The sequence below is a fragment of the Deferrivibrio essentukiensis genome, from assembly GCF_020480685.1.
Lineage (GTDB): Bacteria > Chrysiogenota > Deferribacteres > Deferribacterales > Deferrivibrionaceae > Deferrivibrio > Deferrivibrio essentukiensis.
Map to the genome: position 1 here is coordinate 39488 of NZ_JAJAFU010000009.1, position 12949 is coordinate 52436.

The window sequence follows — 12949 nt, forward strand, 5'->3', positions numbered from 1 at the left end:
ATACTGTGATTTTTAAGTAAAAAATTTTTAAATTATTAATAAATAATGGGAATTTCGTAGAGATTTTATTTTGCTTAATATCTTTTAGCTTTGTACTTATTTTTATTTGCAAACAAATAAGTAAATATTTCTGTTTTTAGCTCTTTTTCGTTGCCTATATAATTTTTTATATTTTTATAAGAAAAATTTTGCTTTCTATATGCAAAGTTTTTTTGCATCTCCTGTTGTCTTTTAGCGTACAATTCTTTAATTTTTTTATAATATACTTGTTTAGTTATTTTTTTATTTTGTGTTATGTTATTAAAATTATTTATACAAGCATTATTAAAAAGCAAGCTATAATCTGCAGCTTTTATCGGCTCTTCTTTTTCGATTTTTGTCAACAAATTATAGTATTTTTGCAGTTGCTCAATATTTATATTATTATTTATATTACCGATATTACCGTCTGTTAATAATGCACTAACATAATTATAATTATTTTCCTTTAAAACTTTTCTAACATTACTTATATTTTTATATTTGCTTTTATTAAACGTATAAACATACTTAGTGTTGTTTATAATAAAAGTAAAACCTAACTTTACACTATTTTTTGTATGCCATTTTACTTTTATATTACTGTTAACATTTAAGTTGTCTAATAATTCTTTTTCGTTTTTACTAACATTAATTGCATAATTAACTATAATATTTAATGTTTTAAATATATCACTATACTTGTTTTTATTATTAGTATTATTTGTTTTAGTAGTAGTTGAAAAATCTATTGTTTTTATTAATGTACTAACAAAATCAACATCTTTAGTTATATTTAAGTGATCAAAATTTATATAACTTTTGCTATAATTAAAATTATAACAATAACGTATATACTCACGTAACAATTTGCTATTACTAAAATTTTTTAATTTTTCTATATCTTTTTGTTTAATTAATTCTAAAATTTCAAAATATTGTTCTTCATATATAAAATCAAATAATTTTTCATTTGCTAAATCATTAATCTTTTTTATTAACTTATTAATAAAACTATAATTTTTATAATTTTCAACATAATTAAATAACAAGTTTTCAAAATTTTCTATGTTACCAAATCTTTTTTTAATTTCATTTTGTACATTAAAATCCGGGGTTGACTCGCTATTGCGTATTATTTGCCAAAAAAAGTTTTCCAGCTTTATTTTTAAATATTTATTTTTATTAACATAATTTTCATTTTCAAAACTTATATTTTCTAAATTATATTTTTTTGATATATTTGCCAATAACTTACGTAATTGTATATATTTATTACCTAAATTTTTAGCTTCTTTTTTATTAAATAAAAAATGCAGGTGCGGGTGATCTATTTTATCTAAATGTGCAGCAATTTTAAAATTAGTTATTTGCAAAGTGCGTGCATACTGCTTACCGTTTCTACGCTTTTCTGTGTAGCTATACCCGTTTTCAATTTGCTCTGTAAATTCATTTAAAATATTTTTCAGTACCTTTAAAATATCGTTTTTTGTCGTATAACCCGCTTTAAAAAAACTTAAATCGTTAAAACTAAATTTTAAATGCACAAAATTTTGCTTATGTTTTTTAAAGTCTTCTTTTGCAAAGCCAACTTCCTTTCCATAAGCATTATTTTTTTCTATATGTGCGTGCAAGTTCCAGTTAGTTTTCATTTTTGACACACTAACTAAACATTTTATTTAATTTAAAATTATAAGTACTAGCAGTATCAACATGCAAGTACTGCGATTTACAATAAAATATTTTACCGTCTTTTATTATTATACATTGCCCATTAGAAAACTCCTGCAAATGTATCGTACTTATACGATTTTGTTCTGTTGCTTTGTATGTTTTTTCATACGATGTAATATTTTTAAGCACATCGACACTGTTTGCTGTGTATTCCGTTCTTTCAAAAACCTTTTCTTTGCCGGCAAGTTGCTCTATTTTTTGCAAAGTATTCGGCTCCTTTGCTTTTAAAAATATTTGTGTATTAGTATTACTCAACACACTGTCTAAAAGTTTATCCTCGTCCCTGTTTTTTAAGCTTGTCAACTCTTGCATAGCTACAATTACTGCAACATTTAAGCTACGTGCTTGTTGCATTATAGTAGTTAATTCACTTGTAGAATATGCTCCAAATTCATCTAACATTAATAAAAACGGTATTTCCGTTCTTAAATCTAAATTTGTTAGCTGTGCAGCCGTGACCTGACGAAGCATAGTAATAATTAACTTTCCTAATTTTTTAAGTGTTTCATTAGACTTTTCAAGTGCAGGCAATGCAACGTACAAAATACTGTTATTTTTAATAATTTCTTTTAGGTCAATATCAGCGTCATCACTATTGAATATATGCCCAAATTGGCTGCTTAAAATTTCCAAGCCATTTTTTAACGTGCTAAAAGCATACTGATGTTGTCTAATCGTTTCTTCGTTAAAATCATTACTTTCATAATTTACGTGTCCCATCGCATCAAAATATTCCACAGTTAACTGTTTGATCGTTTTATTTATTTTTTCATCTTTAAAATTTACATCGATACCTTTAAAATTATTTTTATATAAATTAACTAAATTGTTTAAATTACTTGTTATACTAATTATTTGTTGTATATTAATTTTTTGTTTAGCTATATCTCGCAAATACACTAAACAACTAAGTGCAATTTGCAGCAGACTTAAAGCATTGTCATAAAAATACTGATTATCACCGCTTACCCCTTCAGGTACGATTAAATTAGTGAGTACTTCTTTCATTTCAATACTACTACCACTTAATATATTGATAGTATTAGTTTTTTGATTGCTAATAAAATTTAATATAAATAAATCGTCTTCTCTGTTTTGCTTTTGTGCTATTGCTATAATTTTTTGTTGTATATCTACATCCGCTTTTCCATCCACAAAAATTAAACCACCACCTTTGTCTACATGCTGACCGATTATATTTATAAAAGCCGTAGTTTTACCGCTTCCTGTTGTACCTAAAATTAGTGTATGTTTTGTTAAGTCGTTATAACTAAAATAATAATCTATTTCAGTTTTAGTTTTTAATATATCTAAATTTTTATTGTATAATGTTGCACTACCAAAAAAGATATCCCCTTTGCTATCAATATTTTGCAACTCTTCTTTTTTTAAATTTTTTATTTTTTTATAATATTTAAAAGCAATTAAATTTGTTAAGAAAAAGAAAAAAGACAGAGGTGTATTTAATGTACCAACTGTAAGTATTGTATTAGCAACAAATAAAGCTCTGCGTTTTTTTAGTATATCATCAAAATTTTTTAGCTTTTCAGTTTCAATAATTTTATAACTCATAAAGCACTTCCCCTGATTTTATTTTTTTATATACATTAATATATTTTTTTATTTGTGTATTTTTTTTAGTTGCTTTTAAACTTTTTAAAAACAAATATAAGTTATTATCGTTAAATAAATGTCTATGCTTAATTAAATTTATTTTTTTATCAGTATTTTCGAATATATAACCAAAATAAACATTGCTGTTATAAAAATCAGCATTTTTATTTAAAAATATTAAATCAGTAGTTCCGTATTTTTCGACATACTTATCAAAATTTGCTTTTAAACGTATTATGTCTGTTGTATTAATGTTATTAATACTATTAATTAAATGATTTAATGTTTTATATGTTGTTGTTTTTTTATTATTTGCTGCATTGTCTACAAAAAATACATTTATAAAAAATTTGATTACTTGTTTAAATAAAAAATACAAAATTAATAAACTACACATAATTACTAAGTAAAATAATGCTATATATTTATTTACTAAAAAATAATTTATATTAAAAAATTGATTATTATTAATAACAAAAAACAAATTATTATATAAGTTTACTGCACTTTCAAAAAAATTGAGTAAATGTAATTTTTTCAAAATAACTAAAATGTTATATATTACAATAGTGTTTAATTTTATAAAATATATATAAAAAGAAGTTAGATAATTATTAACAAAAGGAATAAATTGATTAACATCAGTTTTAAACCCAACAAATAAAAAAAACTGCAATGCAACAATAATACCTACACTTAATTTGTACAAGTTTCCTTTTGCTGCATGTTTTTTTTCGTTGTACATTACTTATAACTCCCTTTTTTTTTGTTTTCAACTAATATACTGTAATTTTTAAATGGAATTTTTATAAATGATTGATAGTATTATAAATGTCGACTGAAAGCAGGGGATGGACGTTTTGCTTGTTCTATTTCTTTTTCTTTTTCTATTTTTAATAGTTCATCAAGTATTTCGTCAGCTAACTCAGTATTTTTATAATTTTTTGCTATTGCTTTTAATACTTGTACAGTATCTTTATTTTGCTTTTTGTTATTAAGTAAATTATTTGTAATAAAAAACATATTTAAACCGTAGCTAAAATATTGAAAAGTATTAACAATATTAAAAAAATTAGATATATTTTTACTATGTATCGTGTTTACAATAATATTTTCAAAAAAATAGTCTTTACTAACATTTTGAAATAGCTTTTTCATTTCAGTTTTAACATCTTTATCTTTATTGTATTTATTTTTTATATATAAAAAAAACTCGTTAATAAACTTTAATTGCTCATCTTTTTTAATATTAACAACAACATATTTAAAATTAGATAAAATTAAAATAACATCTTCTTTGCTTAATTTATTAACTTCTTTTACAAAATTTAAATGTATTATTTTTGCAAAATTAGTATTACTTTGCATATGTCACCTCTTTTTATTTTAATTTAAAAGAAATTTTAGGAATATTAATTTTTTGCTGTTTTTGTTGTTTTTGCACTTTTTTTTCTTGTTTTTGTTGTTTTTCTTGTTTTTTTTGCAAACTCTGCAATATATTTATTTTTTTACTTTTTGCTACACTATTGCTATTTGTAAATCGTTTTATTTCTTTTTTTAACTGTCTGTCTGTTTTAATTAATAATGCGTTATTATGTATATGCTTCAAAACATCGTTAAAAGTTAGTGTATTTTTTTGTTTTTTTTGTATTTCGTGCATATTTTTAATTTGTTTTACAATAAGTGGATTTTCTAAATTTAAAATAAATTTTTCATGTTTTTTTGTAGTTTTTTCTAGCATTTCAGTTGCTTTTTTGAATTTGTCAAACTTTTCTTTTTGCTTCTTTTTGTCGTATTCTTTTTTAATTTCCATCAATACTTTTAAAAACAACATTAATTGCATAAATTGTAGCATTAGAGTTAATTGTGTAGCTTTAACGGTTAAGTCAACAACAGGATTGCTTGTATGAATATTTATGTTTAAATGGTTTAGTGTATGTTTTTCAACTTTTTCTAATACATTTTCAATTTGCATATTCACATTGTTTTTTTTAGTAAAATCTTTTTCTAAATTTAAACCTAAATTTGTTTTTGCATACTCTATATAGTCTTTGTATTGCTCATCATTTATATTATTTTCGATTAAAAAATGTTTAATATTATCGTACAAGTCCTTGTCATTACTAAATTTTACCTCTTCCGGCAAATTTAGTCTTAACCTGATATTATCGTCTTCGTTAACATTATCAGCTAACATGCCCAGCAAATGCTCAAAAAAATTATATTTTTTTTCTTCTTCTTGCTCTTCTGCTTCTTCTTTAGTAATATCCTCTTCTATTTTTTGCCAAAAATCATTCAAACTAATTTCTACTCTATTATCAATATGTTCAGCTTGCAGTTCCAATTCTTTTTCGTTAAGTTCTATAGTTTCCATAGTTTAACCCTTCTTTTTTATTTTTTGCGTTTTAAAACAAAATTTTCATACGCTTTTTTGTACATGTCGGGGTTTTCTAGTGCCCATTTCAAATCATCCTGAAGCCACTGCTCTTGTTCTTTTTTTTCCGCTTCTGTTAACCTGCCTTCCCTATCTCTTTTTTTCCAGTCTTTGTACTCTTCATCTTGCTGTTTCAAAAAAGCCTTGAAGTCATCCGAAATTTTTTTGTAATACGCTGTGTCTTCCCTTAATGTTTTTTTGATGCTACCTATCAACCAATTAAACATATTTGCACCTCTCTTTTCTTTATCTGCTCATACAATATACTGTAGTTTTACCTTTATTTTTCTGTAAATTATTATCATTATTAAATAATTCAGCCTCTTTAATTTGTTGGTTGTATGTTTGCAACTCTTTAGTTAAACTAAATTTTTTGTCGATATAGTTATATTCTTTTAACTTTTTAATAATAGTATTTAACTTGTTTTTAACTTTTATGTTATTTACATTGTTTAAATAAACATTAAACAAAAAAGCTTCTCTTTCCTCTTTTGATATATTTATAAAAAAATTAGTAAAAAAAGTATTATTAGTATTTAATTTGTGTAATGTAGTTAATACAGTTTTAATATCTGTAAAATCAATATTATTATTACTATTTGTATCAAAAAAATCAACAGAGGCAATGCTATCGTCATAGCTTACATAGTCGTTATAATACTGTGCCGCTGCCGACAAGTCTGCTGTGTAATTAATATTTTTACTTGTGTTTTTAATATTACTTTTATTTAATCCGACGGCAAATATGCTTTGTATGTTTATGTCATTACCAATTAACAAATTGATTTTTTGATCCAAAAGATTTGTTATTTTAGCATATTTTTTATTATTAATATTATTAGCATAATCGTTGACATCGACATTAACACTATTAATAATATTAAGTTCATTTTCAGTTAGGTTTAATCTTTTTTTCGCAATATTGCTTAAATAAGTTTTTAAAGCATTACTATAATTAATATTTCCGCTAACAGATTCTAACATAAAGAGAAAATCAACAATATATTCTATATGTATATTTTTTGCATAATGTAGAAATAACAAAGAACGCAATGCATCTTTTTCGTGTTTAGCCACTTTTATTGTTTTTAAATACATTTTTTACCTCCTTTTTATATACTAAATATATTTTGTTATAGAAAATCATAATAACATCCTATTCAGGTATATAACATGAAAAAAATTTCAAAAAACTAAAAAATAAAAAAAATAAACTTTTTTTTCTTTTTTTTATCAATAATTTATAGAGGTTAATTTAATTAAATGAAATTTTTTATAATTAAAAAAATAGAATATAAAAAATTATATAACTTTTTTTTTTGAAAAATATAGAGAGGGCTTATAGAAAAAATATATACATATAAAGTTATATATTATTAAATCAATTTAAATATAATATACTAATTTAATTTAGTATATTTTTAATATATTTTGTAAAAACAAAAAAAAAGGTGAGAAAAAGTTAGAAAAAAATTCTCACCTTGAAAATCCAATAATAACAATGATTTAGCTTAAAAAAAAAGCAAAAGGTGAGAAAAGTGAGAAAAGGTGAGAAAACAATTCTCACCTTAAAAATTCTTAGTTATCAATAAGTTAACCCTAAAAAATAGGCAAGGTGAGAAAAATTTGGCTATTTTTTACATTTTATATACTCAAAATATATGATAATACAACACTGTTTTAAAATACGGTATCTGGAAACACTTTTTATTGTATAAATTACTAAAAAATTCTCACCTTTTATAATAAATAATTGATATTATTGGAAAAATACTGATTTTAAAATTCTCACCTTTTCTCACCTGACTACGTAAATTATTGATAGATAACAACTTCGAGGTGAGAAATTTTGACAGTAAAATTCTCACCTTTCTCACCTTTTAAAAAGTACTACAGCACACAAAAAAGGCAAAAAGCCCGATTAAGAAGGAAAGGGGACTTTGTGTCGACAGCTCTAAGATATTGACAACATTACAGTTTCTGCATCAGGGAGCAACTTTTTTCTTTAACCGGGAAAAATTTTTTAAGTAAAAAGTCCATTCAAAAAAAAGAATGAATAAAAAGTACAATATTTTTTTTGAGTTTTTTAGCACAAAAAAGGCAAAAGCCCGATTAAAAAGGAAATCGGACCTTGTGTCGCCAGTTTTAAATTGTTGACAACATTACACTTTTGAGTCAGGGAGCAGCTTTTCTTTGTTTAATCGTAAAAAAACAAAAAAAAGGCTGATAACAAATAGTTACCAACCGTTTTTTGTTATAGATTCCTCTAAATCATTATTAGTATTATAAAAATCATAATCTTCAAAATCTTCTACATTATTTATAGTATTTAAACAGTTTATTGTATTGTTTTCAACATTATTATTATTATTATTATTATCGTTATCTATATTTATACCTAGTTCAATTAATGTATTTTTAATTACATTTATTTCAAAAAGTACACCGAAAACACTTACACCGCTTACTTTATATGTTTTGCTTTCGTCGCAGCTTAAAATATCAAATATTTCTGTTTTTCTGTATCTTGCCTTTTTGAATTCTGATTCATCAAATTCTGTTTTTAATATATATTCAAAAACTTTAGTTAATCTTTTTATGATAAGTTTGTTTTTATAAAGTATAAAGTCATCTAAAATATTCTCATATTTTAATATAATTTTACTAAGTGTTGCGTATGTTGCATTATATTCGAAATTTGTTTCTTTAAGTTTTAAGTATTCCGCTACATTATAAATTATATAATAAAATTTTTGTTTTATTAATGTATCTAAATTTAATGCTTTTATTTTATATTTATTGTTAAATTGCTCTAAAAAATCTGTTGCTTTATTATAAGCTTCGTGTTTACCTAAATTTATATAATACTTAATTAATTTGTTAATATAGTTATAAATATAATGCTTAACAACTAAATAAAATTTGTACCTATCTTTTTTAAATAATTCGATATTACTAAGTTTTTTTGTATTTTTTATTTTAATAACAGAAACTCGATCCAAAATTTGCTCGTCAACTCCGTTTGTAAAGCTTTCGGAAAACTCTTTGCTTAAAAATAACTTAGCATAAACAGGTACTACACTGCGTAGCTGATTTTTACTTTCAACTCTAAAGTAATTTGTTAAATCTTTCATCTCATGTGGAAAATATTTAAATTCGTCGACCACCAGCACAAATGTATTTAAAAAATCTTGAGGAGACAAACCTGAAGGCTGCTTTGTTAAATCTACATAATTTATTTCATGTGCTAAACCTATCTCAAATAGTATATTTTTAAAAAAAGATTTACCCCATTCCGCCGGTGCGTTTACATATAAAAAAGATTTGCGTCGGTTTTCGGTAAATCTGCAAGCAACTAAAAACTGCATAATTTCGTCTAAATGCTCAAAATGATTTTTATAAGCTGCTATTATTTCATTGTATTCTTTTTTTGTTATATTAATGTTTAATTTAAACGTATTAATTTTTATTGTATTTAATATAATATGTAATACAGTATCTTTTTTGTACAATTGCACTTTAGTAGCAAAAGGATCGATTTCGTATTGTATCGTTTCGACATAATTTTGTATTAATAACTCTTTCAAAAAATTTTCATCGACATTATTTTTTAATAAATAGCGTCGGTTTAGCACGTCAATTAATTCGTTTTTATTTTTAATAATTTTTAAGTCGTTACTTATGCTATCTAAAAATAAATATTTATTTTGTGTAATAAATACTCTGCTTGCAATATTATTCATCACAGCTGCTTGTCGGTTGTGTGTATATATACTATCGTTTTTAAACTTTAAACCAACTTTACAAATCCATTCATTTTGTTTGCTAAACCAGTTGCCAAAATTTTCAGTTATAACTACATCGTTTAATTTATTTATAGTATTATTATTGACATTTTGTGTTGTATTTGCTAAATTACAATTAGCGTTATTTACGTTTGTTTTTGCAATTTTTTCAGCAGGCTGCACTACATTTTGTTGTGTAGCCTTCTCTTTTTTTGACATAAGTGCACCTCTTTTTATAAAATATTTAAGTTTTGTAACTGCTTGTAATTATTATCAAAATACTCTTTTAAAGCATCCTCAATTACAGCTGAAGCTGACTTGTTAATTAGCGCACTTAATATTTTTAATTTTTTGTAAGTGGTTAAACTTAAAGATATCCCGGTATACTTAATGTCGTTTTTAATGTCGTTTTTAATTTCATTTTTGTTTGTTTTTTGCAGTTTGCAACTCATTGTTACCTCCTTTTTTTGTTATATATATTATTTGTTATATATATTATTTGGTATATAACAGGGGTTTCAAATTTTTTAAAAAAAAAATTTAATTTTTTTAACATTAGTTATCACCTTCCTTTTATACATATACTGTAATTTTTAAGTGAAAAAGCTTTAACTTATTAATAAATAATTAGAATATTAAAAAGGGAATGGGACCTTGTGTCGACAGTTTTAAGATATTGACAACATTACTTTTTTTGAGTCAGGGAGCAACCTTTTTTGTTTAACCGTAAAAAAAAATTTTTGAGTTTAAATTACAAAAAAAAGGGGAGATTACTCCCCTGCTTGAAATATTTTATCGAACTGATCAAAGTAATGTTTATACATGTAGGAAGCATAAGCCTTTTCGATTACATGTAAATTTTTAGTGTTATTAATATCAGTATAATGTATTTTATTTTCCAATACCTTTTTAACAGGACGTTTATTTAAATCGTGCAATTTAAAAAAAGTATATTCTGTATCGTAGTTTACTTCGCCAAAATATTCATTTTTAAATACATGTGCAGGCTGATTAAATGCAAAAATATTTTTTAAGTATTTTACAGTATTTTCGTCTGCCGTTACTATACTAAACACATTAATATTAAATAAATCATTTAAAATTGTTAATACATTTAATTCTTTTAGAAACGCCAAAAAGCTTTTGCTAATGCTTGTACCTACGTCAACCGCTATATTTTTATTATTATTTTTAGTTACTAATTCGACAAAATCGTAAAATTTATCTTTATCAATATCGTCCAGCTCCGGATTAACAATATCAACTGTAATAACTTTATTATTAAACCATTCTGACAACGTGTTTTGTTCTGCATCTACATCAAAGCCTATAACATCTACCTTCCTCTTATACATATAATATTGCATTAGCATATTGCTTATTAAGCTTTTACCTACACCGCCTTTGCCTTGCATAACTAAGTTTAAGTTAAATTTTTTGCTCATAGTTCTTACCTCCTTTTATTTTATTTTATTTTATAAATTATATGCAATACGTTGGTATTGCTGTATTGTATCCAGTGAATAGTAATCAATCGGGGTTAAAGCATCCCATTTCAAATATATTGTATTATTTTTAATTCCGACAGTTAATTGCTTATTTAAAAACTCGGTATTTAATAAAATTGTATCTTCCAAATTTTTAGTTAATTGAAAATGAAATGGAAATCTGACTTTTACTACTTCATTATTTACTACAGTTTCGATATAACCTTTTAAAATATTATTATAATATTCCAGTTGCTTTTGTTTATATGTGCTTAAATTACTTTCTTGTTTTAATTTTGTAATTTTGCTTTTAATTTCATTTTTATCTAAATTTAGATATTCTTCAAATTTATCAAACGTAATAACATAAAAATCATCTTCTTTTTTAATAAATTCATTATTATCAATATGTTGTATAGTTTTTACATTATTTGGTAATTCAATTTGTACATTATTATTATTATCATTTTGTACATTATTATTATCATTATTATTATTTTGTACATTATTATCATTATTTATATTTTGTTTTTTAGTTTTCTTTTTAGTACCAGTTCGCAACAAAAAGGCTTCATATTCAGCAGGATAAAACTTTTTTAAAAAATTAGAATAACTCATTATATTGCTTTTTATTTTATAAGCTTTACATATTACTTCCAGTTGCAAATGTAACGGCAAATTCGATTCTAATAATTTTAAAATATCTTCTGTTTTTACAGTTTTAAAAATAAATCTTTTTTTCTTTTTGTTTTGCTCACCATATTCTATTTTTACTTCGTCGATTAATTTTTCTAGGTTATCCATTTTTACCTCCTTTTTTGTTTTCAACATATATACTGTAATTTTAAAGTAGAATTTTTATAAATGATTGATAGTATTTTATAATATTTGATAAAGTTTTATAGAGTTTTATAGAGTTTGATAAAGTTTTATAAGAGTTTTATAGAGTTTTATAGAGTTTGATAAAGTTTTATAAGAGTTTTATAGAGTTTTATAGAGTTTTATAAAGTTTTATAAGAGTTTTATAGAGTTTTATAAGTCTTTTATAAGTCTTTTATAAGTCTTTTATAAGTCTTTTATAAGAAAAATAAATTGAAACTATCCGCAAAAAAAATTTGCGTGTATTAACTACTTTGCTTTCGCAAAGTTTGTATTATTTCCTGCAGAATTAGTTTTTATTCAAACCAACTCCTATTATTTACGTTAAAATTCTGAATTTTTATGTCTAGTTCATTAAGATAAATATTACCATTTTCAGTTATTGCAACATTAAGTAAAGCTTTAAAAGGGAAAGCATGTTCCGTTTCAACTCCATCACCTTTTTTTAAATCACTTGAAGATCCCCATTGTAAATAAACAAAAACATAGCCTTTTATTTCCACTAAAATTAAATCATTTTTAATATTCAATATTAATATCTTTAACAAAATAGTGAGTTGCTAAGCAATCTAATTCATTTATATAATTCTCTATTGTATAAGCAAAAAGTTCTTTATGAATGGAATAATTATAAAGTTTATTTTTTATTTTATCCTTAGTTTCTTGAATAGTATAAAAAAAGTCACTAAATGCTTTAACTACCTCAATCACATATTCTTCAATTTCAACCCTATTAATATTAAATGTATTTTCATTAATATGAGTGTACTTATTCAATATTTTTATTGATTTATTTATTTTGTGTAAATTTTCATGTAAAATTGACCCAGTTTTTTCATTAAAATTGACCCACCTGTGAATATAATAAGCCTCCAGAGAGTTAACTGTGGAGGTGAAAGGGGTGATAAGTATGGAAGATTGGGTAACAATAAAAACTTTTAAAAACGTAGTCCTTTTTTATCAGTAAGTAAATTACAAACAAAAGTTTACATTACCTG

Annotated in this window: 13 protein-coding genes; all 13 read right to left on the reverse strand. The window is 23.6% G+C overall.

Annotation, left to right across the window (positions count from 1 at the left end):
- Positions 1–74: 74 nt before the first annotated feature.
- Complete coding sequence (locus LF845_RS06090) at positions 75–1670, reverse strand: hypothetical protein (protein WP_242820117.1); 1596 nt, start codon at positions 1668–1670, stop codon at positions 75–77.
- A gap of 10 nt (positions 1671–1680) precedes the next feature.
- A complete protein-coding gene (locus LF845_RS06095) occupies positions 1681–3324 on the reverse strand; it encodes a type IV secretory system conjugative DNA transfer family protein (protein ID WP_242820118.1) in 1644 nt (547 codons plus the stop codon).
- Complete coding sequence (locus tag LF845_RS06100) at positions 3314–4111, reverse strand: hypothetical protein (protein ID WP_242820119.1); 798 nt, start codon at positions 4109–4111, stop codon at positions 3314–3316. The genes LF845_RS06095 and LF845_RS06100 overlap by 11 nt, the downstream gene beginning before the upstream one ends.
- 80 nt (positions 4112–4191) lie before the next feature.
- Complete coding sequence (locus LF845_RS06105) at positions 4192–4734, reverse strand: hypothetical protein (RefSeq protein ID WP_242820120.1); 543 nt, start codon at positions 4732–4734, stop codon at positions 4192–4194.
- A 13-nt stretch (positions 4735–4747) separates the two neighbouring features.
- Entirely contained in the window at positions 4748–5740 is a 993-nt protein-coding gene (locus LF845_RS06110) for a hypothetical protein (protein ID WP_242820121.1), read from the reverse strand.
- Positions 5741–5757: 17 nt separating this feature from the next.
- The gene (locus tag LF845_RS06115; protein WP_242820122.1) at positions 5758–6027 is read right to left on the reverse strand and encodes a hypothetical protein; all 270 of its coding nucleotides are present in this window, start codon (positions 6025–6027) and stop codon (positions 5758–5760) included.
- 19 nt (positions 6028–6046) lie between these two features.
- Positions 6047–6898 carry a dCTP deaminase/dUTPase family protein gene (locus tag LF845_RS06120; protein ID WP_242820123.1) on the reverse strand — a complete coding sequence of 284 codons (852 nt, stop codon included), beginning with the start codon at positions 6896–6898 and terminating at the stop codon, positions 6047–6049.
- A 1139-nt stretch (positions 6899–8037) separates the two neighbouring features.
- Entirely contained in the window at positions 8038–9804 is a 1767-nt protein-coding gene (locus tag LF845_RS06125) for a hypothetical protein (protein ID WP_242820124.1), read from the reverse strand.
- Positions 9805–9818: 14 nt separating this feature from the next.
- On the reverse strand, positions 9819–10037 hold the full coding sequence (locus LF845_RS06130; protein ID WP_242820125.1) for a hypothetical protein: 219 nt from the start codon (positions 10035–10037) through the stop codon (positions 9819–9821).
- Between the two features lie 318 nt (positions 10038–10355).
- Positions 10356–11030, reverse strand: coding sequence for a nucleotide-binding protein (locus LF845_RS06135; protein WP_242820126.1), 675 nt, complete (start codon positions 11028–11030; stop codon positions 10356–10358).
- A 30-nt stretch (positions 11031–11060) separates the two neighbouring features.
- Positions 11061–11876, reverse strand: coding sequence for a hypothetical protein (locus tag LF845_RS06140; RefSeq protein WP_242820127.1), 816 nt, complete (start codon positions 11874–11876; stop codon positions 11061–11063).
- A 371-nt stretch (positions 11877–12247) separates the two neighbouring features.
- Positions 12248–12454, reverse strand: a complete 207-nt coding sequence (locus LF845_RS12110; RefSeq protein WP_479723418.1) for a pPIWI-associating nuclease domain-containing protein — start codon at positions 12452–12454, stop codon at positions 12248–12250.
- A gap of 16 nt (positions 12455–12470) precedes the next feature.
- Positions 12471–12728 (reverse strand): pPIWI-associating nuclease domain-containing protein, encoded by a 258-nt coding sequence (locus LF845_RS12115; RefSeq protein WP_479723419.1) that lies wholly within the window; start codon positions 12726–12728, stop codon positions 12471–12473.
- Positions 12729–12949: the final 221 nt, after the last annotated feature.